The organism is Rhodococcus sp. P3_B8 (genome assembly GCF_056402775.1).
The window spans coordinates 1-24,155 of the sequence record NZ_JBFUGT010000091.1 but is presented as its reverse complement, the minus strand read 5'-3'; the positions used below and the strand labels follow the sequence as shown (position 1 = coordinate 24,155).

Annotated in this window: 23 protein-coding genes; 8 read left to right on the top strand and 15 right to left on the bottom strand. The window is 69.3% G+C overall.

Features of this window, described 5'->3' with window-relative positions; translation table 11 throughout:
* Window positions 1–17 precede the first annotated feature (17 nt).
* From AC1D1G_RS24240 to AC1D1G_RS24200, 9 genes are read right to left on the bottom strand one after another with little or no spacing between them, the layout of a single operon-like run.
* Window positions 18–542 (bottom strand): DUF3558 domain-containing protein, encoded by a 525-nt coding sequence (locus AC1D1G_RS24240; RefSeq protein WP_477953992.1) that lies wholly within the window; start codon window positions 540–542, stop codon window positions 18–20.
* 38 nt (window positions 543–580) lie between these two features.
* Window positions 581–1,234 carry a TetR/AcrR family transcriptional regulator gene (locus tag AC1D1G_RS24235; RefSeq protein ID WP_477953990.1) on the bottom strand — a complete coding sequence of 218 codons (654 nt, stop codon included), beginning with the start codon at window positions 1,232–1,234 and terminating at the stop codon, window positions 581–583.
* Window positions 1,235–1,293: 59 nt separating this feature from the next.
* Window positions 1,294–2,094 (bottom strand): enoyl-CoA hydratase family protein, encoded by an 801-nt coding sequence (locus tag AC1D1G_RS24230; RefSeq protein WP_283331083.1) that lies wholly within the window; start codon window positions 2,092–2,094, stop codon window positions 1,294–1,296.
* On the bottom strand, window positions 2,094–3,284 hold the full coding sequence (locus AC1D1G_RS24225; protein WP_477953988.1) for an acyl-CoA dehydrogenase family protein: 1,191 nt from the start codon (window positions 3,282–3,284) through the stop codon (window positions 2,094–2,096). Before AC1D1G_RS24225 ends, AC1D1G_RS24230 begins: the two co-directional genes overlap by 1 nt.
* Window positions 3,281–5,290, bottom strand: a complete 2,010-nt coding sequence (locus AC1D1G_RS24220) for an acetyl/propionyl/methylcrotonyl-CoA carboxylase subunit alpha (protein ID WP_477953987.1) — start codon at window positions 5,288–5,290, stop codon at window positions 3,281–3,283. The genes AC1D1G_RS24225 and AC1D1G_RS24220 overlap by 4 nt, the downstream gene beginning before the upstream one ends.
* 8 nt (window positions 5,291–5,298) lie before the next feature.
* A complete protein-coding gene (locus AC1D1G_RS24215; RefSeq protein WP_477953985.1) occupies window positions 5,299–6,897 on the bottom strand; it encodes an acyl-CoA carboxylase subunit beta in 1,599 nt (532 codons plus the stop codon).
* Window positions 6,894–8,042 carry an acyl-CoA dehydrogenase family protein gene (locus tag AC1D1G_RS24210; protein ID WP_283352896.1) on the bottom strand — a complete coding sequence of 383 codons (1,149 nt, stop codon included), beginning with the start codon at window positions 8,040–8,042 and terminating at the stop codon, window positions 6,894–6,896. The genes AC1D1G_RS24215 and AC1D1G_RS24210 overlap by 4 nt, the downstream gene beginning before the upstream one ends.
* On the bottom strand, window positions 8,039–9,745 hold the full coding sequence (locus AC1D1G_RS24205) for an acyclic terpene utilization AtuA family protein (RefSeq protein WP_477953984.1): 1,707 nt from the start codon (window positions 9,743–9,745) through the stop codon (window positions 8,039–8,041). Before AC1D1G_RS24205 ends, AC1D1G_RS24210 begins: the two co-directional genes overlap by 4 nt.
* Complete coding sequence (locus tag AC1D1G_RS24200) at window positions 9,742–10,533, bottom strand: TIGR03084 family metal-binding protein (protein ID WP_477953983.1); 792 nt, start codon at window positions 10,531–10,533, stop codon at window positions 9,742–9,744. The genes AC1D1G_RS24205 and AC1D1G_RS24200 overlap by 4 nt, the downstream gene beginning before the upstream one ends.
* Here AC1D1G_RS24200 and AC1D1G_RS24195 point away from each other — a divergent pair.
* Genes AC1D1G_RS24195 through pepN form a run of 4 tightly spaced genes read left to right on the top strand, consistent with a single transcriptional unit; the run spans window position 10,511 to window position 15,759 of the window.
* The gene (locus tag AC1D1G_RS24195; RefSeq protein ID WP_477953982.1) at window positions 10,511–11,479 is read left to right on the top strand and encodes an SDR family oxidoreductase; all 969 of its coding nucleotides are present in this window, start codon (window positions 10,511–10,513) and stop codon (window positions 11,477–11,479) included. The two genes, AC1D1G_RS24200 and AC1D1G_RS24195, sit on opposite strands and share 23 nt — an antisense overlap.
* Window positions 11,480–11,536: 57 nt before the next feature.
* Window positions 11,537–12,337 (top strand): crotonase/enoyl-CoA hydratase family protein, encoded by an 801-nt coding sequence (locus tag AC1D1G_RS24190; RefSeq protein ID WP_005252176.1) that lies wholly within the window; start codon window positions 11,537–11,539, stop codon window positions 12,335–12,337.
* 19 nt (window positions 12,338–12,356) lie between these two features.
* Complete coding sequence (locus AC1D1G_RS24185; RefSeq protein ID WP_005252174.1) at window positions 12,357–13,211, top strand: EamA family transporter; 855 nt, start codon at window positions 12,357–12,359, stop codon at window positions 13,209–13,211.
* A 37-nt stretch (window positions 13,212–13,248) separates the two neighbouring features.
* Window positions 13,249–15,759 carry an aminopeptidase N gene (gene pepN / locus AC1D1G_RS24180; protein ID WP_477953981.1) on the top strand — a complete coding sequence of 837 codons (2,511 nt, stop codon included), beginning with the start codon at window positions 13,249–13,251 and terminating at the stop codon, window positions 15,757–15,759.
* On the opposite strand, the gene AC1D1G_RS24175 is transcribed toward pepN, so the two are convergent.
* Window positions 15,749–17,191, bottom strand: coding sequence for an FAD-dependent oxidoreductase (locus AC1D1G_RS24175; RefSeq protein WP_477953980.1), 1,443 nt, complete (start codon window positions 17,189–17,191; stop codon window positions 15,749–15,751). The genes pepN and AC1D1G_RS24175 overlap by 11 nt on opposite strands.
* Before the next feature lie 106 nt (window positions 17,192–17,297).
* Between AC1D1G_RS24175 and AC1D1G_RS24170 the strand changes: the two genes are divergently transcribed.
* Window positions 17,298–17,858 carry a TetR/AcrR family transcriptional regulator gene (locus AC1D1G_RS24170; RefSeq protein ID WP_280779948.1) on the top strand — a complete coding sequence of 187 codons (561 nt, stop codon included), beginning with the start codon at window positions 17,298–17,300 and terminating at the stop codon, window positions 17,856–17,858.
* Here the strand turns inward: AC1D1G_RS24170 and AC1D1G_RS24165 are convergent.
* Window positions 17,834–18,166: a hypothetical protein gene (locus tag AC1D1G_RS24165; protein ID WP_283331073.1), complete on the bottom strand. Its 333-nt coding sequence runs from the start codon at window positions 18,164–18,166 to the stop codon at window positions 17,834–17,836. The two genes, AC1D1G_RS24170 and AC1D1G_RS24165, sit on opposite strands and share 25 nt — an antisense overlap.
* An 82-nt stretch (window positions 18,167–18,248) precedes the next feature.
* A complete protein-coding gene (locus tag AC1D1G_RS24160; protein WP_283331307.1) occupies window positions 18,249–19,451 on the bottom strand; it encodes an adenylate/guanylate cyclase domain-containing protein in 1,203 nt (400 codons plus the stop codon).
* Between the two features lie 89 nt (window positions 19,452–19,540).
* Between AC1D1G_RS24160 and AC1D1G_RS24155 the strand changes: the two genes are divergently transcribed.
* The 3 genes from AC1D1G_RS24155 to AC1D1G_RS24145 are packed head-to-tail and all read left to right on the top strand — an operon-like array spanning window position 19,541 to window position 21,513.
* On the top strand, window positions 19,541–20,104 hold the full coding sequence (locus AC1D1G_RS24155; protein ID WP_283331072.1) for a TetR/AcrR family transcriptional regulator: 564 nt from the start codon (window positions 19,541–19,543) through the stop codon (window positions 20,102–20,104).
* A 4-nt stretch (window positions 20,105–20,108) separates the two neighbouring features.
* Window positions 20,109–20,537, top strand: coding sequence for a PaaI family thioesterase (locus tag AC1D1G_RS24150; protein WP_005258207.1), 429 nt, complete (start codon window positions 20,109–20,111; stop codon window positions 20,535–20,537).
* A 31-nt stretch (window positions 20,538–20,568) separates the two neighbouring features.
* Window positions 20,569–21,513, top strand: coding sequence for a serine/threonine dehydratase (locus AC1D1G_RS24145; protein ID WP_105418824.1), 945 nt, complete (start codon window positions 20,569–20,571; stop codon window positions 21,511–21,513).
* 12 nt (window positions 21,514–21,525) lie between these two features.
* Here the strand turns inward: AC1D1G_RS24145 and AC1D1G_RS24140 are convergent, their stop codons facing one another.
* From AC1D1G_RS24140 to AC1D1G_RS24130, 3 genes are read right to left on the bottom strand one after another with little or no spacing between them, the layout of a single operon-like run.
* The gene (locus tag AC1D1G_RS24140) at window positions 21,526–22,503 is read right to left on the bottom strand and encodes a pirin family protein (RefSeq protein WP_477953979.1); all 978 of its coding nucleotides are present in this window, start codon (window positions 22,501–22,503) and stop codon (window positions 21,526–21,528) included.
* Between the two features lie 19 nt (window positions 22,504–22,522).
* Window positions 22,523–22,969 (bottom strand): MarR family winged helix-turn-helix transcriptional regulator, encoded by a 447-nt coding sequence (locus AC1D1G_RS24135; RefSeq protein WP_283331070.1) that lies wholly within the window; start codon window positions 22,967–22,969, stop codon window positions 22,523–22,525.
* Window positions 22,953–24,050 (bottom strand): LLM class flavin-dependent oxidoreductase, encoded by a 1,098-nt coding sequence (locus tag AC1D1G_RS24130; RefSeq protein WP_477953977.1) that lies wholly within the window; start codon window positions 24,048–24,050, stop codon window positions 22,953–22,955. Before AC1D1G_RS24130 ends, AC1D1G_RS24135 begins: the two co-directional genes overlap by 17 nt.
* Between the last annotated feature and the right edge of the window lie 105 nt (window positions 24,051–24,155).

Here is a 24,155-nt window from a genome sequence, read left to right as displayed (position 1 = left end):
GCTCATCACTCCCCCGCTCACTTGGCCCTCGACACGCTGAGTTCGGCGAGATCGCGCGCCACCGTGCACGGGTCCGCCGCGGGTTGYGCATCCGCGTACATCACCGACCAGTGCACGAAGTCACCCCCGAACTCCACACCGAGTTCGCACAGAATTCCTTCGGACGACGCAATGAATCCGGGATGCCCCTGGATATCGATGTCGGTGGCAGGCCTGCCGATCAGCTCGGAACCCGCCCGCTCGCGGCCGATGGGACTGCCGCGGTACCACGAGAACGTCACGCTGGGACCGCCTATTCCCGCGGTTTCCCACTCGCAGCCGACGGAATTACGTGTCACGCCGGTGAAGGTCGGCATCCCGAACGCCTTCGCCACCTCGTCGTCGGTGACCGAACCGCACTGACCGAAGAACGGGCCCGGATCGGTCACCTGCGGGAGTTGCTGCGCGGGGGGTTCGGTACCGGAATCGTCTCCGTCTCCCCCACAGCCGGCCAGACCGGCCGCGACGGCGATCAGGACGAGCGCTCCCCATTTCCGGCCCATGGTCGGTGACTCTACCGATCCCCGCGCTCTTTGCCCGGTCAGTCGAGAACGGCCACGTCGAGGCTCCGCGGCTCGACCGATTTACCGCTCCGCGGCTGTCCGGACGGTAACGCCGCATCCAGCTGCGCCGCCCACTGCCGCACGATCTCCGCCCGTCGTTTGGAGTCGTCCGTGAGCACGTCGGCCAGACCGAGTCCGCGGGCGAGATCGAGGGTGGCCTGGACGAGCCGGTGCGCCACCGGGTCGGCGTCGTCGAACCCGAAGTGTTCGACGGCGGTGCGGTGCGCGACCCGCCCGAACCGCTCCTCGAGCGGCACGATCCGGGCCCGGAGTTCGGGGTCGGCGGCGGCGGCCGTCCAGACCTGCAGCGCCGCCTTGAACAGGGTGCCCGTGTAGTAGTCGACGAGCCGCGACACCACCGCCTCGGTGCGTCCCTCCCCGGTCGGCAGATCGGTGGCCTCGCGCCGGGCCTGCTCCATCCGCGCGTCGAACATGACCTCGAGCGCCGCGGTGATGAGGTCTTCGCGGGTGGGAAAATGGTGCTGGGTCGCGCCGCGGGACACGCCGGCGCGCTGGGCGACGAGACTCACCGTGGTGGCACCCCAGCCCAGCTCGGCGAGGCAGTCGATGGTGACCTCGAGGAGATGCCCGCGCGTGACCCGGCTACGGTCCTGCTTCGGTTCGCGGGTCATGTGTCACTTCCTCTCGTCGCGCTGCGCGCCCGTGAGCGGGTGACGAGTCCAGAGACTCGTCAACCACGCACGGGGCCGGAGGCCCATCTCGGCGGCCGCTTCTGCAGAAACGCCATCATGCCCTCCCGCGCCTCCTCGGATTCGAACAGCCTCGCCGACTGGGCGGTCAGCTCGTCGGTGTAGCGGTCGAAATCGGCGAGCACACTGCGCGTCGTCAGGGTCTTCGATTCGGCCAGACCCTGCGGCGACGCCTGCCGCAACTGGTCCAGCAACTCCTCGACGGTGTCCTCGGGATCCTCGGCGGACTCGCTGATCAGCCCGACGGCCTCCGCCTCGTGCGCACCGAACTTCTCGCCCGTGAGGAGGTAGCGGCTCGCCGCGCGCGAATCGATACGCGGCAGCACCGTCAACGAGATGATCGACGCGGCAAGTCCGAGCCGGACCTCGGTGAGCGCGAACGTGCTGCGCGGGCCGGCGACGGCGATGTCGCAGGCCCCGACCAAGCCCATGCCCCCGGCCCTGACGTGACCGTCGATCCGGGCGATCACCGGCTTCGGCAACTCGACGATGGCCCGCAGCAGGTCGGCCATCTGCCGGGTCCGCGAGCCGACGTCGCCGGACGTCTCACTCAGATCCGCCCCGGCGCAGAACGTGCCGCCGGTGTGGGTGAGGACGACGCCGCGGACGTCGTTGTCCGCGGCGGCGTCCCGCAATCCCTGCAGCAGTTCGTCCACGAGCCTGCCGGAGATCGCGTTCCTGTTGTGGGGCGAATCGAGGGTGAGGGTGGCGAACCCCCGGTTCACCTCGTAGCGGACGTACCGGTCGGCTTCCACGTCGGTCATGTGCTGTCCGTTCGACATCAGTACGACTTCGGCAGCCCGAGCGAGTGCTGGGAGACGAAGTTCAGGATCATTTCCCGGCTCACCGGGGCCACACGGGCGATGCGTGCCGCGCCGAGCATCGCCGCGAGACCGTATTCCTTTGTCAGGCCCGCGCCACCGTGCGTCTGGACAGCCTGGTCGAGTGCCTTGATGCTGGCTTCGGCGGCGGCGTACTTGGYCATGTTGGCGGCCTCGGCGGCGCCGAAGTCGTCGCCGCTGTCGTAGAGGACGGCCGCCTTCTGCATCATCAGCTTGGCGAGTTCGAGTTCGATCTTGATCTGCGCCAGCGGATGCGAGATGCCCTGGTGCGCGCCGATCGGCTCCTTCCACACCGTGCGTTCCTTCGCGAACCGCACCGCGGCGTCCAGCGCGTACCGGCCCATGCCGATCGCCATGGCGGCGCCGAGTATGCGTTCGGGGTTGAGACCCGCGAACAGCTGCATCAACGCCGCGTCGGCCTCGCCGACGAGCGCGTCGGCGGGCAGCCGGACGTCGTCGAGGAACAGCATGAACTGGTGGTCGGGCTCGACGATGTCCATCTCCATCGGCGTCTTCACGAAGTTCTCGGCGTCGGTGGGGACGATGAACAGTGCAGGCTTCAGCTTGCCGGTCTTCGAGTCCTCGGTCCGCGCGACGATCAGCACGGCGTCGGCCTGGTCGACCCCGGAGATGTAGATCTTGTTCCCCGACAGCAGCCAGTCCTCAGCTTGACCATCACCCCTCGCTTCGCTCGACCGGACCCGACGCGCGGTGGTCGTGATCTGGTGCGAGTTCGAACCCGCGTCGGCCTCGGTGATGCCGAACGCCATGATCTTCGAACCGTCGGCGAGGCCGGGGAGCCAGGCCTGCTTCTGCTCCTCGGTGCCGTACTTGCCGATGATCGTGCCGCAGATGGCCGGCGACACGACCACCAGCAGGAGGCCGGCGCCGTGGGCCGCGAGCTCTTCCTGAACGAGGGCGAGTTCGTAGATGCCTGCCCCGCCGCCCCCGTATTCCTCGGGGAGATTGACGCCCAGGAAGCCGAGTTTGCCCGCCTCGTTCCACAATTCGGTCAGCGGTTCGCTGCGCCGCGCCCGGGGCAGCACGTAGTCGATGTAGTTGAACCGCTCCCCGAGCCTCGACACGGAGGCGCGGAGTTCCTTCTGTTCTTCGGTCTCGATGAAGCTCATAGTTCTCCTCCAGGCTGCGCTGCTTCGACTACTGCAAGGACCGTTCCCACGTCGACCTGCTGACCGGCGGTCACGGAAAGTTCGGTGAGGACACCGGAGGCCGGTGCCTTGATCGTGTGTTCCATCTTCATAGCCTCGAGCCACACGATCGGCTGACCGGCGGTCACGGTGTCGCCGGCCGCGGCGCCGAGGCGGATGACGGAACCCGGCATCGGCGCGAGCAGCGACCCCTCGGCGACGACGGCGCTCGGATCGGTGAATCGCGGTGCGGCGTGCAGGCTCACCGGGCCCAGGGCGGAGTCGACGAACACGTCGTCCCCGTACCGGGACACCGCGAACGAGCGGCGCAGCCCCGCGACGTCCAGTGCGACGTGCCGCGCCGTGGCCGACACGAGCGCGACGTCGTCGAAGCCCTCGGCCTTCAGCCCGTACCGGGTGAGCAGGTACCGGATCTCGAGGTCACCGCCTCCGCCCGTGAACGTCTTGCTCTGCGGTGCGGACGCCAGGTTCCGCCATCCGCTGGGCAGCGAGGTGTTCACGGTCGCGACGTCGCGGTTGTGCGCGGCGTCCGCGAGTGCGGCGGCCAGCGCCGACAATCGCTCGGCGTCGGCCGAGGCCAGCGGACGGGCCAGCACGTCCAGCCCGTGCGTGTCGAAGAACGCGGTGTCCGTGTCGCCGGCGAGGAATGCCGGGTGGCGGAGCACGTTGACGAGGAGGTCGCGGTTGGTGCGCAGTCCGTGGATCTGCGCACGACTCAGGGCCGTGGCCAGCCGGGTGGCCGCCTGTGTGCGGGTGGGCGCGAACGAGATGACCTTCGCGAGCATCGGGTCGTAGTGCACGCCGACGGTGGATCCGTCGACCACGCCGGAGTCGAGGCGGATCCCCGGGGAGCGCAGGACGTCGAATTCGACCGCGTTCTCGGGCAGGTCGAGGCGGTGGACCGGTCCGCTCTGCGGCTGCCAGTTCTGCGCCGGATCCTCGGCGTACAGCCGGACTTCGATGGAATGGCCGGACACGGCGGGCGGTTCGGGGTCGAGGCTGCCCCCCGCAGCGACCTGTAACTGCAGGTCGACGAGGTCGAGGCCGGTGGTGCATTCGGTGACCGGGTGTTCCACCTGCAGCCGGGTGTTCATCTCGAGGAAATAGAAGTCACCCTGGTCCGGGTCGTCTCCCCCTCGCTCCGCTCGACCGGAAGCCAGGAACTCGACCGTTCCCGCGCCCTCGTAGTCGATGGCCTTCGCCGCGAGCCGGGCGGCCTCGAACAGTCGCTCGCGCATCCCGGGGACGGCTTCGACCAACGGTGACGGCGCCTCTTCCACCACCTTCTGGTGCCGACGCTGGATGGAGCATTCACGCTCCCCCACCGCCCAGACGGTCCCCTGCCGGTCGGCCATCACCTGGACCTCGATGTGCCTGCCCGTTTCCAGGTATCGCTCGCAGAACACGGTCGGGTCGCCGAACGCCGACTGCGCTTCGCGGCGGGCGCCTTCCAGCTGTTCCGGGAGGTCCGCGAGCTCACGCACGACACGCATGCCGCGTCCGCCGCCACCTGCGGACGCCTTGACGAGCACCGGCAGGTCCGCTTCGGTGACGGCGCCCGGGTCGAGTTCGGCCAGCACCGGAACTCCGGCGGCGGCCATCATCTTCTTGGACTCCACCTTCGAACCCATCATCTCGATGGCGGGCGCGGGCGGCCCGATCCACGTCAGCCCCGCGTCGTGGACGGCGCGCGCGAAGTCCGCGTTCTCGGAGAGGAACCCGTAACCGGGGTGGATGGCATCGGCGCCGGCGAGCAGTGCCGCCTCGATGACGAGGTCACCGCGCAGGTACGTGTCGGCGGGACTGTTGCCCGGCAACCGGACCGCGGTGTCGGCCTCCGCGACGTGCGGGCTGAGGGCGTCGGCGTCCGAGAACACGGCGACGGTCCCGATGCCTGCGCGGCGGCAGGTGGCGAAGACGCGGCGGGCGATCTCACCACGATTGGCAACCAGTACGGACTGGATCATGTCGGGCCTCACATCCGGAAGACGCCGAAGTTCTCGGCGCCTTCGATCGGGGCGTTGGCAATGGCCGACAGGCACATTCCCACCACGGTTCGGGTGTCGCGCGGGTCGATCACGCCGTCGTCGTAGAGGCGACCGGACAGGAACATCGGCACGGATTCCGCCTCGATCTGGTTCTCGATCATGGCGCGCATGCCGGCGTCGGCCTCTTCGTCGAACGCCTGCCCGCGGGCCTCGGCAGAGGCGCGGCTGACAATGGAGATGACACCGGCCAGCTGCGCCCCACCCATCACGGCGGATTTGGAACTGGGCCAGGCGAACAAGAAGCGCGGATCGAATGCGCGTCCGCACATGCCGTAGTGGCCGGCGCCGTAGGACGCGCCGAGCAGGATCGAGATGTGCGGGACGGTGGAGTTGGAGACGGCGTTGATCATCATCGACCCGTGCTTGATCATCCCGCCCTCCTCGTACTCCTTGCCCACCATGTATCCGGTCGTGTTGTGCAGGAACAACAGTGGTGTGTGCGACCGGTTGGCCAGCTGGATGAACTGGGTGGCCTTCTGCGATTCCTCGCTGAACAGCACGCCGCGCGCGTTGGCGAGGATGCCCACCGGATATCCGTGCAGTTCGGCCCAGCCCGTGACGAGTGACGATCCGTACATCGGCTTGAACTCGTCGAAATCGGAGCCGTCGACGATGCGGGCGATCACCTCGCGGGGATCGAACGGGATCTTGAGGTCGGCGGGGACGATGCCGAGCAGTTCCTCGGCGTCCTCGAGCGGTTCGATGACCTCGGCCCGCGGCGCGGGACCCTGCTTCTTCCAGTTCAGGCGCTTGACGATGCTGCGGCCGATCCGGATGGCGTCCTGCTCGTCGACCGCGAAGTAGTCGGCGAGGCCGGACTTGCGGGCATGCATCTCGGCGCCGCCGAGGGTTTCGTCGTCGGATTCCTCACCGGTGGCCATCTTCACGAGCGGCGGTCCGGCGAGGAACACCTTGGACCGTTCCTTGATCATGACGACGTGATCGGACATGCCGGGGATGTACGCGCCGCCGGCCGTCGAGTTGCCGAAGACGAGGGCGATGGTCGGGATACCCGCGGCGGAGAGCTGGGTGAGGTCGCGGAACATGCGGCCACCGGGGATGAACACTTCCTTCTGGGTGGGAAGGTCGGCGCCGCCGGATTCCACGAGGGAGATGACGGGGAGCCGGTTCTGCCGGGCGATGTCGTTGGCGCGGAATCCCTTCCGCAACGTCCACGGATTGCTGGTGCCGCCGCGGACCGTCGGGTCGTTGGCGACGATCAGGCACTCGACGCCCTCCACCACGCCGATACCGACGACAGTGCTGGCGCCGACCGGGAAGTCGCTGCCCCACGCCGCGAGCGGGCACAGTTCGAGGAACGGCGAGTCGGGGTCGAGGAGCAGTTCGATGCGCTCCCGGGCGAGGAGCTTGCCGCGCTTCTTGTGCCGCTCGGTGTACTTCTCGCCGCCGCCAGCGAGCGCCTTGGCGTGCTCGGTGTCGATCTCGGTGAGCTTGTCCGTCATGGCCTTCGCCGCCGCGGCGTACTCTTCGGAACTCGTGTCCAGCGTGGACTTCAACGTGGTCATGACTGATACCCCAATCGCTTGGCCGCGAGCCCCGTCAGGATCTCGGTGGTACCGCCACCGATCCCGAGGATGCGCATGTCGCGGTACTGCCGTTCCACTTCGCTCTCCCGCATGTAGCCGAGGCCGCCGAACAGCTGGACGGCCTGGTTGGCCACCCATTCGCCCGACTCGACGGCGGTGTTCTTCGCGAAGCAGACCTCCGCGATGAAGTCCTCGTTCGACACGAGCGAACGCTCCACCAGCGCTCTGGTGTAGACGCGGGCCACGTCGGTCTTGCGCGCCATCTCCGTGACCGTGTTCTGCACCGACTGCCTGCTGATCAGCGGACGGCCGAACGTCTCGCGGTCGCGCACCCACTGCAGTGTGAGGTCGAGGCACCGTTGCGCGCTCGAATAGGCCTGCGCGGCGAGGGCGATGCGCTCGGTGAGAAACGCCTGGGCGATCTGCGCGAACCCGCTGTTCTCCTCGCCGACCAGATTTGCGGCGGGCACCCGGGCGTCGACGAACGACAACTCGGCCGTGTCCGACGCACGCCAGCCCATCTTGTCGAGTTTGCGTGCCACCTCGAATCCCGTTGTGCCCTTCTCGATCACGAGCAGGGAGACCCCGGATGCGCCGGGGCCGCCGGTGCGGACGGCGGTGACCACGAAGTCGGCCCGCACGGCGGAGGTGATGAACGTCTTGGACCCGTTGACGACGTAGTGGTCGCCGTCGCGGACCGCCGTGGTCCGCAGATGCCCGACGTCGGAACCGCCGCCGGGTTCGGTGATGGCGAGCGAGCCGATGAGCTCGCCGCGCAGGGTGGGGCGGACCCACTTCTCGATCTGCTCCGGGTCACCGGCCGCCGCGAGGTGCGGCAGCGCGATTCCCGACGTGAACAGGGAAGCGAACGCGCCACCCGATGCACCCGCCTGGTGGAATTCCTCGCAGATCAGTACCGCGTCGACGAGGTCACCGCCCTCGCCTCCGACGGATTCGGGGAAGCCGGCGCCGAGGAGCCCCAGCTCGGCGGCCTCCCGGTGCAGCGCGCGGGGCAGTTCGCCGTCGCGTTCCCACTCGTCCAGGTGCGGCAGTATCTGTCGTTCGACGAAGCTGCGCACCGTCTTGCGCAGTTCCTGCCGCTCGGGTGTGTCCCACACGCTCACAACGTTGTCCCTTCGGGAAGGAGTGCTTCCGGTATGTCGAGGTGCCGGGATCTCAGCCATTCGCCGAGACCCTTGGCCTGCGGGTCGAACCGGGCCTGGGACGCGACGCCCTGCCCGAGGATTCCCTCGATCACGAAGTTGACGGCGCGCAGTTTCGGCAGCACATATCTCGTGACGGTGAGGTCGGCGGCCTCCGGGAGGAGGCGCTTGACTTCGTCGACGGTCAGGGCGTGGGCCAGCCACCGCCACTGTTCGGCGGTACGCACCCACACACCGACGTTCGCGTTGCCGCCCTTGTCCCCACTGCGCGCTCCGGCAACGGTGCCGAGCGCCACCCGGACCGTGGGTTCGGCGCCCCGCGGCTCCGGGAGCGCGGGTTCTGCGACGTCCTCGAGTTCCCGGACGTCGGTGGCGGGTTCGATGTCGACGCGCGTTCCGTCCGGCAGCACCGCGACGTGCGGCACCTCCTTGGCGTACACGTATCCCGGGGTGAACACGCCGTAGGGCTGCCCCTGCCCGGGCGGCGCCGTCAGCGTGAATCCCGGGTAGCTCGCCAGTGCCATTTCGACTGCGACGGAGGAGAATCCGCGTCCGACCGCGTTGGCGTCGGAATCCCGGACCACGCAGCGCAGCAGCGCGCTCGCGGCCTCCTCGGTGTCGGCGTCCGGGTGATCGGTGCGGGCGAGCGACCAGTCGAGTTCGGCCGGCCGCGTGGGAAGCCACCCCTCGAGCTGCCGTTTCACCAGGGCAGCCTTGGCCTCGATGTCGAGGCCGGTGAGGACGAACACGGCCTCGTTGCGGAATCCCGCGAGCGTGTTCAGCGACACCTTGAGCTGCGGCGGCGGTGCCTCCCCGACGACGCCACTGATGCGCACGCGGTCGGGTCCGTCCTGCGACAGTGCGGCGGAGTCGATCCGCGCGGTCACGTCGGGACCGGCGTAGCGGCCACCGGTGATCTCGTACAGCAACTGCGCGGTGACGGTGCCGACGTTCACGGCGCCGCCGGTCCCGGGGTGCTTGGTGATGACGGACGATCCGTCCGAGTCGATCTCGGCGATCGGGAATCCGGGACGGTCGAGGTCGTCGATCTCGGTGAAGAACGCGTAGTTGCCGCCCGTCGCCTGGGTGCCGCACTCGATGACGTGCCCCGCCACCACGGCGCCGGCGAGCTGGTCGAAAGCGTCTCGCTGCCAGCCGAAGTGCGCGGCGGCCGGGCCGACGATGACGGACGCGTCGGTGACGCGCCCGGTGACGACGACGTCGGCACCGGCATTCAGGCATTCGACGATGCCCCACGCGCCGAGGTAGGCGTTGGCGGTCAGCGGGCTGCCCAGGCCCAGTTCGGCGGCCCGGCCGATCAGGTCGTCGCCTTCGACGTGGGCGATCGTCGCCTGCAGCCCCAGCTTGTCGTTCACCTCCCGCAACGCGTCCGCGAGACCGCCCGGGTTGAGGCCGCCGGCGTTGGCGACGATGCGGACTCCCTTGTCGAGGGCCAGCCCGAGGCAGTCCTCCGCCTGACGGAGGAACGTCTTGGCGTAGCCGCGATTCGGGTCCTTCATGCGGTCGCGGCCGAGGATCAGCATGGTGAGTTCGGCGAGGTAGTCGCCGGTCAGATAGTCGAGCTCGCCGCCTTCGAGCATCTCGCGCATCGCCGACAGGCGGTCGCCGTAGAAACCGGAGCAGTTGCCGATCCGCACGGTCATCGGGTTCCCGCCTCACGGCCGCCGCCCGCGGGGCCCGCGAAGGCCTGAGCGATGTTCAGCCACGCGTCCGCATCCGCGCCGGTGGCCTCGAGGGCGAGATCCGCCCGGTTCGCGCGCTGCGTGACGAGAAGGCAGAAGTCCTCGGCGGGCCCGGTGACCTTCTGCGCGGCATCCTCGGGGCCCCATGTCCAGACGGACACTCCGTCGGGGGCGGTGAGTTCGACGCGGAACTCCTCCGCGGGTGGGGCGAGTTCGTTGACGACGTAGGCGAAGTCGCGGGTGCGGACACCGAGGTGGGCGATGCTCTTCAACCGCTCGGTGGGTGTGCGCGGCACCGAGAGCGCGTCGGCGACGTCCTGACCGTGCGCCCACGTCTCCATCAGGCGGGCGGTGGCCATCGAGGCCGCCTTCATCGGCGGGCCGTACCAGAGGATCTTCTGTCCCGGCGGCACCGCCAGGAGGGCCTCCGCGAGTCGAGCCCGGGCCGAGCGCCAGGCGGCGAGCAGTTCCGTGGGTTCCCTGCGGGCGTGCTCCTCGGCGCCGGCATCGACGAAGCCGGCCGGGTTCGAGGCGGCCACCGCGAGTTGCTCGGTGAAGCCGTCGGGGTCGGTGATCGCCAGGAGGGCGGCCTCGTCGGTCCACAGCAGATGTCCGATCTGGTGGGCGATGGTCCAGCCCTCGGCCGGTGTCGGATCGGCCCAGCGGGAGTCGGGGAGGTCGGCGACCAGKGCATCCAGTGAATCGCTCTCGGCGCACAAGTCGTCGATGAACCTCTGCAGTTCAGCCATGCGACCAGCATCACACCGGCCCGATAAAAAAGCAAGCACGATTGATTGTTATTTGGCTGCGGATCGTCCGGCGAGCTGCCACGCTGGTCACGTGATACGACAGTTGCTCACCCATGCCGCGCTCAACCCACTCCCCTCCCCGCGCGCACTGGCCGCCCGAGTCGTACCGGGAACCGGCCACCGCATCGCCGGGAAACGGATCCTCGTCACCGGTGGTTCCTCGGGGGTCGGGGAAGCGGCCGCACGCCGGCTCGCCGCCCTCGGCGCGGAGGTGGTCCTCGTGGYCCGCGGCTCCGACGCCCTCGAGTCCGTGCGCGACGACATCCTGCGGTCCGGTTGCGACGCGCACGCCGTCCCCTGCGACCTCACGAACCCGGAGTCCGTCGACGCCCTCGTCGCGCAGGTGCTCGGGGAGATCGGCCCCGTCGACGTTCTCGTCAACAACGCCGGACGCTCGATCCGGCGGACGGTCGAGGACTCGCTGGACCGCTTCCACGACTTCGAACGCACCATGGCCGTCAACTACTTCGGCTCGACGCGGCTGACCCTCGCGTTGCTCCCGTCGATGATCGAGCGCCGCAAGGGCCACATCATCAACGTCGCGACGTGGGGCGTACCTGCCGGCGTCATGCCCAAGTTCTCCGCCTACCACGCGTCCAAGGCAGCCGTCGGCGCGTTCGGCCGGAGCCTGGGCGCCGAACTGCGCGACCGCGGAATCTCCGTGAGCACCCTGGACTTTCCCTTGGTCCGGACGCCGATGATCGCACCCACCGCGGACTACGACGCGATGGCAGCCCTGACGCCCGAGCAGGCGGCGGAATGGTTCGTCACCGCCGTGCGCACCCGGCCGATCGAACTGCTCCCCAGTTACGCCGAACTGTTCCGGGTGCTCGGCACGTTCGCGCCGTCCGCCACCGACGCACTGGTACGGCGCACCGGCATCTGAGCGCAATGACAGACTGGGACGGTCTCGAATCCGCGCTCACACCCGAGGGAGTCGTCCATGACCGACGCCGTGCTCACCACCCGCGAAGGCGACATCGTCACCTGGACGCTCAACCGTCCGGAGGCGCGCAACCCGATCTCCGAGCCGGACGTGATCGAGGCGCTCGAGAATGCGGTGGCCGACGTCAACGGTGATCCCAGCGTGCGCGTCGCGATCGTCACCGGTGCGGGTTCGGCGTTCTCCTCCGGCGGCAACGTCAAGCACATGCGCGACCGCGCCGGAATGTTCGGTGGCTCCCCCGCCGACCTGCGACAGGGTTACCGGCACGGGATCCAGCGCATCCCGCTGGCCCTCTACCACTGCGAGGTGCCAACCATCGCCGCCGTCAACGGACCCGCGATCGGCGCCGGATGCGACCTGTCGCTGATGTGCGACATGCGGATCGCCTCCACGGCCGCCGTGTTCGCGGAGAGCTTCGTCAAGGTCGGACTCGTTCCCGGCGACGGCGGCGCCTGGTTCCTGCCGCAGGCCGTCGGGATGGCGCGGGCCAGCGAGATGGCGTTCACCGGCGACGCGATCGACGCCGCGAAAGCCCTGGAGTGGGGACTCGTCTCGCAGGTCACCGAACCCGAAGAACTCCTCGGCGCGGCACGGGCGCTCGCCGACCGGGTGGCGGTCAATCCGCCGCAGGTGCTGCGGATGACCAAGAAGCTGCTGCGCGAAGGCCGTCACCAGAGCCTCGAGAGCCTCCTCGAACTGTCGGCGGCCATGCAGTCGCTCGCCCATCACACCGCGGACCATCACGAGGCGGTCGGTGCGATGCTCGATCGCCGCAGCCCCAACTTCACCGGCCAGTGAACCCGGGCATCGCACACCGGTGACAGCCGAGCCGCGCAGTCAGCTTCTTCCCGTCGTCTCGGTCCTCGGATCGGTGCTCTCCGTCCAGTTCGGCGCCGCCTTCGCGAGCACCCTGTTCGAGGAAGTGGGCGCCAGTGGTGCGGTGTCGCTGCGACTGACGATCGCGGCGATCATCCTCGGGGTGATCGTGCGGCCGCGGTGGCGACGGTGGACACGAACGCAGCGCGAGGGCATCCTCGCACTCGGAGTGGCGCTCGCCGTGATGAATTCGGCGTTCTACGAGGCCCTCGCGCGGCTCCCACTCGGCACCGCCGTCACCATCGAATTCCTGGGTCCGCTCACCCTCGCCGCCGTGCTGTCGCGAAGACTGCGGGACGGTGTGTGGGTGCTGGCAGCGCTGACCGGCGTGGTCATGCTCGGCCTGCGCGAGAACTCGGGCACCGAGTCCCTCGACCTCGTGGGGGTGTGTTTCGCGCTCACCGCAGGCGCGGCGTGGGCCGGCTACATCGTCGCCGGCTCGAACCTCGCGGCCACGGTTCCCAGCGCGGACGGCCTCGCCGGGGCGAGCATCGTCGCGGCGGCCCTGACGCTTCCGCTCGGCGCGGTGTCCGGCGGCACCGCACTGTTCGACCCCCGAATCCTGGCCGTCGGTGCGGCGGTGGCCCTGCTGTCCTCGGTGATTCCGTACTCGCTCGAGCTACGGGCGCTGCAGGTGATGAGCAAGAAGGTGTTCGCCGTGCTCATCGCGCTGGAGCCGGCGGCCGCGACCCTCGCCGGGGTGATCGTGCTCGGGCAGGTCCTCGGACTGCAGTCGCTGGCCGCGATCGCGCTCGTCGTCGCGGCCGGCGTCGGCTCCGTCCTGAGCAACCGGTAGCGGCACGGCCGGCGGTCCGGGCTGGCAGGATCGACGCGTGAGCACCGCGAACCTGACCCGAGCCGAAACCGCCGAACGTTCCCGTGTGATCGACGTTCTCGGCTATCGGGTGGAACTGGACGTACTCGGCGCCGTCGACCCGGAGGCCGGGACGTTCGCGACCACCACGACCGTCGAGTTCGCCGCCCGCACGTCCACGACTTGGCTCGACTTCCTCGGCGCCGATGTGGAGTCGGCGACGGTCAACGGCGCCGACGTCCCCGTCGACTACGACGGCGCCCGCATCGCGGTGTCCGGGCTGCGTGAATCCAACGTCGTGACCGTCGCCGCCCGGGGCGAGTACAGCCGTTCCGGTGAGGGTCTGCACCGGTTTCTCGACCCGGCGGACGGGCAGACGTACCTCTACACGCAGTACGAACCGGCGGACGCGCGGCGGGTGTTCGCGTGCTTCGAACAGCCGGACCTGAAGGCGCCGTTCACGTTCGTCGTCACCGCGCCGCGCGAGTGGGAGGTGGTCTCCAACCAGCAGGTCGCCGAACGGGAAGACACCGCCGGCGGCCAGGTGGTCACGTTCGCCCCGACACTGCCGATCTCCACCTACATCACCACGGTCGTGGCCGGGCCCTACCACCGGGTCGACTCGGAATGGAGTGGCGGCGACGTCCCGATCCCGCTGGGCGTCCTGTGCCGCGCCTCGCTTGCGCAGTACCTCGACGCGGACACGATCTTCGAGATCACCCGGCAGGGGCTGGGGTTCTTCACCGACGGTTTCGATTACCCCTACCCGTTCGGCAAGTACGACCAGGTGTTCGTCCCCGAGTACAACCTCGGCGCCATGGAGAACCCCGGCTGTGTGACATTCACCGAGGCGTACGTGTTCCGCGGCGCCGCCACCGACTCCCAGTACGAGGGCCGGGCAAACACGATCCTGCACGAGATGGCCCACATGTGGTTCGGCGACCTCGTCACGATGGTGTGGTGGGACGACCTGTGGCTCAAGGAATCGTTCGCCGACTACATGGGCGCACTGGCCAACGCGGAGGCCACCCGGTGGACCGGCGCGTGGGTGGCCTTCGCCAACCGTCGCAAGGCATGGGCGTACCTGCAGGACCAGTTGCCGACGACGCATCCGATCGTCGCGGACATCCTCGACCTCGAGGCCGCGAAACTGAACTTCGACGGCATCACGTACGCCAAGGGCGCCAGCGTCCTCAAGCAACTCGTCGCGTACGCCGGGCGTGATGCGTTCTTCGAGGGGGCACGCCGCTACTTCCGCGCCCACGCCTTCGGGAACACCACCCTGACGGATCTGCTGACGGAACTGTCGGCGACGTCGGGCCGGGATCTGACGAGCTGGGCGCGCGCCTGGCTGCAGACCACCGGCGTGTCCGCACTGAGCCTGCAGCGCGGCGCCGACGGGCGCGCCGCGATCGTGCAGACCGATCCGCGTCCGCACCGGCTCGGCGTCGGGCGCTACGACTTCGACGGGACCGGCGACCTCGTGTGCGTGCAGCGGGTCGAGGTCGACCTCACCGACGCCCGCACCCCGATCGACCTCGCCGACGCGCCGCTCGTGTTGCTCAACGACGCCGACCTGACGTACGCGAAGGTACGGCTGGACGACCGATCGCTGACCACCGTCGAGACGTCGCTCGACCGGCTGCGCGACCCGCTGGCGCGGGGCCTGATCTGGTCGTCGCTGTGGAACGCGACCCGCGACAGCGAACTGGGTGCCACGCGGTATCTGTTGATGGCCCAGCGGTTCTCACCGGCGGAGTCGCATCTGACCCTCCTCACGTCGGTGCAGGCCAACGCCCCCTATGCGATCGAGCACTTCCTCCCCGTGACGTCGCGCGACACCGCCCGTCTCGACTGGCTCGAGCACACCTGGCGCGCGTTGTGGGACGCCCCGCCGGCTTCGGGAAGCCAACTCGCCTGGGCACGCGCGGTTGCCGGCGCAGCGGCGATGGACGGCAGTCGCGCGGCCGGCATCCGATCGATTCTCGAGTCCGGCGGGTCGGTACCGACCGGGCTGTCGCTCGACCCGGATCTGCGCTGGGGATTCTGGGGCGCGCTCGCCGCCACCGGACACGCCGACGACGCGGACCTCGACGGGGAGCTGCGCCGCGACGACACCGGTTCCGGTCGCACCGCGTACTTGCGGGCGAGTTTCTCGCGACCGGACCCGGACGTGAAGGCGAAGGCCTGGGAATCGATCTTCCACGACCGCACACTGTCCAACGAACATCTCGGGGCGATCATCGCCGGGTTCCGCGCAGGCGCCCGGCACGACCTCGTCGAGGGTTACGCCGCCGACTACTTCGCCTCGATCCGCTCGGTGTGGGAGGAGCGCAGTATCGAAATCGCGCGGCGGATCGTGGTCGGGCTGTTCCCGTCCGAGCCCACACTCGACGCGGCGGACGGATGGCTCGATACCAACGCCGATGCGCCCGCCGCGCTACGACGGCTGGTGCTCGAGCAACGGGATCATCTCGCCCGAGACCTGCGAGCGCAGGCGTTCAACAGCCGTTCGGACGTCACCGGCTGACCGGCCGGGCACCGTTCGACGTGCGGGCCGTCCACCGTTCCAGGGCGTCCCGCCACCGGCCGGACGCACTGTCGCCCGCCCAGGCGATGTAGCCGTCGGGACGCACGAGCAGTGCGGGGCCCTCGTCGGTCCGGGTCACCGCGTGGACACCGCCCGGGACGGGAGCCCCGGGCGCGGTGACCAGGACGAAACCGCCCGAGCGCATCACCTCGTACAGCCGTCCGCCGTCGGTGGGCAGGTCCTCGGCACGTCGGCCGACCAGGGTGCTCTCACCGGCGGCGTGGCCGTACCCGATTCCGATCCCCGAGAACATCCGGGCGATCGCGTCGCCGATCGGCGGGAAGGAGAGAAGCGCCGCCACTGCCCTGTTCCGGAGCTTCCGGAGGATCCACGGCCGGACGATCATCATGCGCATCGTGGCACCGCTCGACCGCAGAACCAGCCGTCCCACCGGGTGCCGCTCGGAGTGGTACGTGTCGAGAACCGCGTCGTCCGCGCCGTCCAGGACGGCCGCGAGTTTCCAGCCGAGATTGACGGCGTCCTGAATGCCGGTGTTCATTCCCTGCCCACCGGCAGGCGAATGCACGTGGGCTGCATCGCCGGCGAGAAACACCCGACCCGTCCGATACTGCGGGACCTGCCGTTCGTCGCTGTGGAAACGCGACTGCCAGCGCACGCCGCCGAGGCCGTAGTCCGTGCCCATGGCGACCTCGATGGTGCTGCGCAGTTCCTCCCGATCCACGGGCGCGGTGTCGTCCACCTGATGCCGCCGGTTCCAGGCGATCACGCGAAACAGGTTGTCGCCGTATGGTGCGATGAACGCGAATCCGCCGCGGACGGCGTTGACGGTCACGAGATTGTCGGGTGGGTTCTCGAGTTCGACGTCGGCGAGCATGATCGACCGCAGCACGGCCTTGCCGGGGAACGGTTGCCCGATCATCGTCCGGACCGCGCTGTGCGCGCCGTCCGCACCGACCGCATACATCGCGTGGAACGTGCTGTCGCGTCCCGAACTGTGGTGGCCGTGAACACGGACGCCGTTCCCGTCCTGCTCCACCCCGGTCACGGTGAACCCGCGGATGATGTCGGCGCCGCGGTCCCGGGCGTGTTCCTCCAGGAGGGTGTCGACGTTCCGCTGCGGGGTGACGAGGACGAACGGGAACCGGGACCGCAGGCGTCCGAGGTTCAGCGCTGCACCGCGCCACAGCTTCAGACCCGGCGAGGCGGCGCCGGTGGCGACGAGCCGGTCCGCGAGTCCGCGGGCGTCGAGCAGTTCGAGGGTGCGGGCGTGGACGCCGAATGCGCGGCTGAGGGTGGACGGTGCGGCGCGCTTGTCCAGCACCGTCACCGATCGGCCCGCCGCCGCCAGCTCTCCCGCGAGCATGCATCCGGTGGGTCCCGCGCCGATCACCACCACGTCGATGTGCGTCATGACGTTGCCTCCGATCGAAAGTGTCCCGACTAAGTCAACAACCGTTGACTTCCACGGTAGGCGCATCCCCGCGCGAGGTCAACAGCTGTTGACTTACACTCTGGGAATGCCCGACCGCCGCGCCCGCTCCGCCGTCGCCACCCGCGCCGCGATACTCGACGCCGCCCGCGCCCGATTCGGCACCGACGGCTACGAACGCACGACGATGCGCGCCGTCGCGTCCGATGTGGGCGTCGACCCCGCACTGGTGGTCCGGTACTTCGGCAACAAGGAATCACTGTTCGCCGAGGCCGCCGAATTCGATCTGCACCTGCCCGACCTCCACGACGTTCCCGCGAAGGACCTCGCGGCCGTGCTCATGCCGCGCTTCTTCGCGGTGTGGGAGAACGACGGCGCGTTCCTCCCCCTGCTCCGCGCGGCCGCGAGCAGCCCGCGGGCCGCCGAGGCGATGTTGCAGGTCTTCGCCCGCCAGGTAGCGCCCGCGCTGGCCGTGGTCACGGCGGACCGCCCGGACGAACGCGCGGCCCTCGTCGGGTCGCAGGTCCTCGGACTCGCCTTCTCCCGCTACGTACTCCGGGTGCCGCCCGTGGCGAACATGACGCACGAGCAGCTGATGCGCTGGGTCGGGCCGGTGCTCGAGTACTACCTCACGACGGAACCGCGGTAGCCCTGCCGGTGATGCCTGCCGCCGTTCAGCATCCAGCGGACGTCGAGCTCACTCGTGCTGCGGCTGTGCCGCCTGATCGTGAACGACGTGATCGGCAACCGCTCGACGACGCTCGCCTCGGCACGCGGATCACCCGCGATGCCCTGTTCCAGAACCGAATACGCGGTGTGGTTGACCGAATGCACGGCAAGCCGGAGCGCGTCGAGCGCCGTGGGTCGCGGCCCGAACGCGGCGAGCGTGTGACCGCCGTCCACCGCGGTTTCGACCACCGCGTAGAAATGCCAGTCTGCGCCCGAATCGCCAGTCATGATGCGCCTCACTCGATGTGCTTCTGTGAGCTGTGCCATGACGATATCGCGGGGGTACGACACGTTTTCGGAGCCGCGCCGCTCAGGCGACGGATCGGCGGCCGATCCCGAACAGCTCCTGGGGGACGTCGATCCCCTTGAGCCGGTGACTGCCCGCCGGTTCGCCCCAGAACTCGTCGGTGTCGAGTTCGTCGTAGAACTCGCCGGTCACGACCACCTCGTGAGACGGCGCGACCGCGACGACGCGGCTGGCCATGTTCACGGGCCTGCCGAACCAGTCGCCCGCGCTCGGCACGGCTGTGCCCCAGGCGATCCCGGCCCGCAGCGGCGGAAGCCCCTCGGCGCGGGCGGCCTGCACGAGGTCGAGCGCGGTGTACGCCAGCGCGTTGGGATCGGCCGAGACCAACATGACGGCGTCGCCGATCGTCTTCACCAGACGCACCGGCGGAAGCACCAGATCGGTGGCCATCCCATCGAGCCGCTCGGCCACCCGCCCCAGATCGGCGGGCGCCACCTGCTCACCGAGCAGCGTGAATCCGACGAGGTCGGCGAAACAGACGCCGATCTCCTGCGCCCCCCGAACCTGCAGGTTCGAGTCCCTGGCGATACCCACCGCATCGGAGCGCAGTTGGTGGCGCAGAGTGGTGGCGATGAGATGAGCCAGGATCTGCGCCTCGAAATCCGCTATGCGCCGCACCTCCACCGCATACCGCAGGGCCACCTCGGGGTGATCGCGCGTCGCCTCGAGCCGCTCCTGCAGGAGCGCGTCCGCGGCGTCGGCGACCGTCCAGAGGTTGCGGCCGAGGACCCGGGCGGCCGCGAAGATTCCGCTCTCGTCGAGCCCCAGATCCCGGTACTGCTTGAGTCCGCGCGCGAGGTCGAGGTCGCCGTCGTCGTAGAACGTCCCGTCCTCCGACGCACCCCGGCCGATCGCCCGGAACCACCGACGGGCATCCTCCACGGTGACGCCGGTCTTCTCGGAGATCTCGTCGATGCCGTACCGGCCCTTCGGCGCCAGCGCGTGCTCGAGCAGCAGGTGCGCGAGCCGATTGGTCCGCGAGGCGGCGCGGAGTTCGTCGATCGACACCCCGTCCTCGATCAGGGTGTTCAGGACCCCCATGCGCGCAGAGCGATCCGATCCGCTGAGTCCGTCGAGGAGGCCGGCGGCCTCGAACTCGTGGAGTTGCGTGGGCGGCGGACCCGGGCGTCGGAGCGGGCGAGGCGGCGGGGACACCAGACGTCCCGTTCGGGGCGTGATCCGTCGGGGCTGTCGCGGGTTGCGCACGTCCTCATCGTCCCAGGAACGACGTCGCCCTTCGCCGTAAACCTGCGAACTCGCTTCCCCCGCGACCATGACCGAACTATATTCGGTATGTGCCGATTCAAAGTCTGTTGCTGGATGCGGCGGAGGGCCACTTCGCCCGCCGTGGCGTCCTCGCGACGCGGCTCGCCGACATCCGGCACGAGGCCGGTGTCAGTGTGGGAGCCGTCTACCACCACTTCCCGAACAAGGAAGAGCTGTACCTCCAGGTCTGGTTGCGCGCTCTCGCCGACTATCAGGACGGATTCCGGGCCGTGCTCTCGGAATGCGCCGATGCGCGGTCCGGGGTGGAAGGCGCTGTCGTCCGCCACCTGCAGTGGGTGTCCGGCAACCCGCAGCGGGCCACCATCCTCGCCGCGCCCCGGCCCCCGGGCATCGACGGGCGGGCCGATTCCACCAACGCGGCGTTCTTCCGCGACGTCACCCACTGGTGGCGGGTCCACGAACACTACGGAACGGTCCGCCGGTTCGACTTCGACGTGCTCTACGCGTTGTGGCTGGGCCCGGCCCAGGAGTACTCCCGCCAGTGGCTCGCGGGCGCCATGACCACCGACCCCACCGCGGTGGCGCCCGAACTGGCGCGCGCCGCGTGGAATTCGCTACGGAACCAGGAGTAGAGGCATGACAGTGGACGTCGCACTCACCGCCGACACCGCGCAGGCCGTGCTGGCGGCCCAGCCGTTCAGCATGCTGGTCGGCGCCCGCATGACCCAGTTCGGCGAGGGTGGCGCCACCCTCGAGATCCCCGTCCGGGACGAACTGCGGCAACAGAACGGCTTCGTGCACGGCGGCGTCCTGTCGTACGCCGCCGACAACGCTCTGACGTTCGCCGCGGGCACCGTACTCGGCGCGAACATCATGACCGCGGGCTTCACGATCACCTACCTCCGCCCCGCCCAGGGCGTGCTGCTGCGGGCGGACGCCCGAGCCGACGCGTCGACCCGGCGGCAGGCGTTGTGCCGGTGCGACATCTACGCGGTGCAGGACGACGGCTCGGAGGTACTGTGCGCCGCCGCCCAAGGCACGGCGACGGTCAAGCAGCCGCGGTAGTCGCGGCCGCACGGGATGGAACGATGGGACCATGGCTGAATCCGTCGACCGCGCATCCGTGGACAGGGCGCGTGAGCGCATCACCGGCCTGATCCGCCGGACACCCACGTTCCGTGCCACCGTCCCCACCGTGCGCGGCGCCGTACCGGTGATCTTCAAACTCGAGTTCCTGCAGTACGGTGGCTCGTTCAAGGTGCGGGGCAGCCTCAACGCGCTGCTCCACGCAGAGGAGGACGGGCGGCTCGACGATGCGGGTGTCGTCATCGCGTCCGGCGGGAACGCCGCGATCGGCGCGGCTTGGGCGTCGCGGCTGCGGGGCGTGAAGTGCACGGTGGTCGTCCCCGTCACGGCACCCGACGTCAAGATCGACAAGCTGATCGCGCTCGGCGCGGACGTGCGCAAGGTCGGTGCCCGATACGCCGAGGCGGCCGAGTACGCGGACGAACTCGCGACGTCGTCGAACGCCCTCGCCCTGCACGCCTACGATCTCCCCGACATCGTCGCCGGGGCGGGCACCATCGCCCTCGAGATCCAGGACGACGTCGCCGAGCCGCTGTCCTACGTGATCGCCGTCGGCGGCGGCGGACTGCTCTCCGGTGTCGTCGCAGGCAGCGGCGAGGACGACAGCATCTACGGCGTGGAACCGAGCGGAGCGGCGACGCTGCACTCCGCGGTCGCCGCCCGGCAGCCCGTGGACATCGACATCGACAGCATCGCCGGCGATTCCCTGGGCGCCACCAAGATCGGTTCCATCGCCTGGGACACCGTCCGGTCGCGCCCCGTGTCCAGCCTGATCGTCGACGACGACGCCCTCATCGACGCGCGAACACTGCTGTGGGAGGAGTTCCGGATCGTCGTCGAGCACGGCACTGCCGCCGCGCTCGCCGCGATCGTCACCGGACAGCTCGCCCCCGCCGACGACAAGCCGCTCTGTGTGGTGCTCTGYGGCGCCAACACGTCGATGACCAGCTACTGATTCGCCGACGTCTCAGCCGCGCGGTTTCAGCCGGCTGTTCGGCAGTTCCGGTGCGGGCAGCGGATCGCCGTCGTAACCCTCGACCGTGCCGAACCGGGGGTCGGCGGGCACCGAGCCCCGGAGCTCGGACTGCCACTCGCGGCGGTAGCCGACGATGTCCTCGTGGCTACGGCCGAGGAAATTCCACCACATGATCACCTGTTCGCCCAGCGGCTCACCACCGAGCAGCAGCAGCCGGGCCCGGGTCCCGCCCGTGTTGCGCAGCGCCACCAGCGATTCCCCGGGCGGCTGATAGCCGAGTTCCGCCCACCGCAGCGTGGTCCCGCGCAGCTGCACCTCACCCTCGTCGACGAGCACCCCGACCTCGAAGCCGCGCTGGATGTCGAGGGTGACGTCGGCGCCCGGCTCCAGGAGGATCTCCGCGCCGAGCAGCGGCGTGAACGTGCGGACCGGCGAGGTGGAGCCCGCCGTGCTGCCGAGGAACACCCGCACGGTCGCGCCGTCCAGTTCGACCGGGTCGGGTGCGTACGTCTCGAACGCCGGATCCGCGTCCTGCGCCGACGCCGGCAACGCCACCCACAGCTGCGCGCCGTGCAGGATGCGCGTCTGCGGGGTCGAGACCTCGGAGTGCGCGATCCCCCGACCCGCGGTCATCAGGTTGACCTCACCGGGACGCACCATCGCGTGCGAACCGATGCTGTCGCGGTGTTCGATCTCGCCGGTGAACAGCCAGCTCACCGTCTGCAGTCCGGTGTGCGGGTGCGGCGGAACGTTCATCCCGCCCGTGTTCCCGACTTCGTCCGGACCGTAGTGGTCGGCGAAGCACCAGGCTCCGATCAGCGACCGCTCCCGCTGCGGGAGGGTGCGCCGCACCGGCATCGCGCGGGGACCGCCGAGCGGAACCTCGCGCGCGCCGAGCACCTGGATGCCCCCGCCGTCGGGGTGCGACTCGCACCGCTCTTCCACCGAATTCGTCTCCAGATTGCTCACTGTTCCATCGTGCCTTCCGTCAGTCCTGTGCGCCGCGCAGTTTCGCGCAGAGTTCGGTGAGTGTGTCGAGTTCGTCGTCGGACAGTGCCGGGCCGACGTGCCGCCGGATGCTCGCCGCGTGCCTGCGTCCGACGGACTTCTGCACACGAGCACCCTCGTCCGTCAAAGCGACGACGGTCCCCCGGCGGTCGCCGGGATCGCACTCCCGCGTGACGAATCCGGACCGGGCCAGTCGCTCGACGAGCCGGCTCAGCGACGGTTGGCTGAGCAGGATCTCCCGATTGAGATCGTGCAGGCGCAGTCTGTGTCCGGGTGCCCGGGCGAGGGTGAACAGCACGTCGTATTCGCGCATGCTCACCTCGTCCCACACGTCGTCGGCGGCGAGGTTGCGCATCACCGCGACCTGGGCGCGGAAGAGTGCCTCCCACGCCTCGGCCGCGCGTTCGGTCCTACTGACGGGCGGCATCGACCGGCTCGCGATCGGCCTTCATCGACGCGTGCGTCGGCGGGTTGTCCGGCACGCCGGCAGGTCGCCGGGCAGCGAATTCCCTGCGCAGCACGGGCACGACCTCGCCGCCGAGCAGATCCAGCTGCTCGAGCACCGTCTTCAGGGGTAGTCCCGCATGGTCGACGAGGAACAACTGCCGCTGGTAGTCGCCGAAGAAGTCGGCGAACGCCAGGGTCTTCTCGATCACCTGCTCCGGTGTGCCGACGGTCAGCGGGGTCTGCTCGGTGAAGTCCTCGAGGCTCGGCCCGTGGCCGTAGACGGGGGCGTTGTCGAAGTAGGGCCGGAACTCGTCGACGGCGTCCTTGGCGTTCCTGCGCATGAACACCTGCCCGCCCAGTCCGACGATCGCCTGGTCCGCGCGGCCGTGACCGTAGTGCTCGTACCGCTCGCGGTAGAGGTTGATCAGGGCGATGTAATGCTCCTTCGGCCAGAAGATGTTGTTGGCGAAGAAGCCGTCACCGTGGAACGCCGCGATTTCGGCGATCTCCGGACTGCGGATCGAGCCGTGCCACACGAAGGGCGGGATGCCGTCGAGCGGACGCGGCGTGGACGTGAAGCCCTGCAGCGGGGTGCGGAACTGTCCCTGCCAGTCCACGACGTCCTCGTCCCACAGCCGGCGCAGCAGCCGGTAGTGCTCGAGCGCCAGCGGAATCCCCTGGCGGATGTCCTGACCGAACCACGGGTAGACGGGGGCCGTGTTTCCGCGACCCATCATGAGATCCACCCGGCCCTCCGCGAGGTGCTGCAGCATCGCGTAGTCCTCGGCGATCTTCACCGGGTCGTTGGTGGTGATCAGCGTCGTGGACGTCGACAGGATGATCTTCTCGGTCTGCGCTGCGAGGTAGCCGAGCATGGTGGTCGGGGAGGACGGCACGAACGGCGGGTTGTGGTGCTCGCCGGTGGCGAACACGTCGAGCCCGACATCCTCCGCATGCTTGGCGATGGTCGTCATCGCCTTGATGCGCTCGTGCTCGGTGGGGGTGCGGCCGGTGGTGGGATCGGGTGTCACGTCGCCGACGGTGAAGATTCCGAACTGCATAGCTGTTCCTCTCGCGCCAGAACTCCATGCATTTGCATGAACCTATTGCAACATTCAACCACTTCGTCCTATTCCGGAAACGGCCGAGGGCGGCAAGCGCAGTGC

What these genes read in the sequence shown, in the direction of transcription:
- AC1D1G_RS24165 (WP_283331073.1), bottom strand. Translation starts at nt 18,166, where the DNA reads ATGACTGGCGATTCGGGCGCAGACTGGCATTTCTACGCGGTGGTCGAA.
- AC1D1G_RS24170 (WP_280779948.1), top strand. Translation starts at nt 17,298, where the DNA reads ATGCCCGACCGCCGCGCCCGCTCCGCCGTCGCCACCCGCGCCGCGATA.
- AC1D1G_RS24150 (WP_005258207.1), top strand. Translation starts at nt 20,109, where the DNA reads ATGACAGTGGACGTCGCACTCACCGCCGACACCGCGCAGGCCGTGCTG.
- AC1D1G_RS24235 (WP_477953990.1), bottom strand. Translation starts at nt 1,234, where the DNA reads ATGACCCGCGAACCGAAGCAGGACCGTAGCCGGGTCACGCGCGGGCAT.
- AC1D1G_RS24230 (WP_283331083.1), bottom strand. Translation starts at nt 2,094, where the DNA reads ATGTCGAACGGACAGCACATGACCGACGTGGAAGCCGACCGGTACGTC.
- AC1D1G_RS24205 (WP_477953984.1), bottom strand. Translation starts at nt 9,745, where the DNA reads ATGACCGTGCGGATCGGCAACTGCTCCGGTTTCTACGGCGACCGCCTG.
- AC1D1G_RS24190 (WP_005252176.1), top strand. Translation starts at nt 11,537, where the DNA reads ATGACCGACGCCGTGCTCACCACCCGCGAAGGCGACATCGTCACCTGG.
- AC1D1G_RS24215 (WP_477953985.1), bottom strand. Translation starts at nt 6,897, where the DNA reads ATGACCACGTTGAAGTCCACGCTGGACACGAGTTCCGAAGAGTACGCC.
- AC1D1G_RS24175 (WP_477953980.1), bottom strand. Translation starts at nt 17,191, where the DNA reads ATGACGCACATCGACGTGGTGGTGATCGGCGCGGGACCCACCGGATGC.
- AC1D1G_RS24220 (WP_477953987.1), bottom strand. Translation starts at nt 5,290, where the DNA reads ATGATCCAGTCCGTACTGGTTGCCAATCGTGGTGAGATCGCCCGCCGC.
- AC1D1G_RS24130 (WP_477953977.1), bottom strand. Translation starts at nt 24,050, where the DNA reads ATGCAGTTCGGAATCTTCACCGTCGGCGACGTGACACCCGATCCCACC.
- AC1D1G_RS24135 (WP_283331070.1), bottom strand. Translation starts at nt 22,969, where the DNA reads ATGCCGCCCGTCAGTAGGACCGAACGCGCGGCCGAGGCGTGGGAGGCA.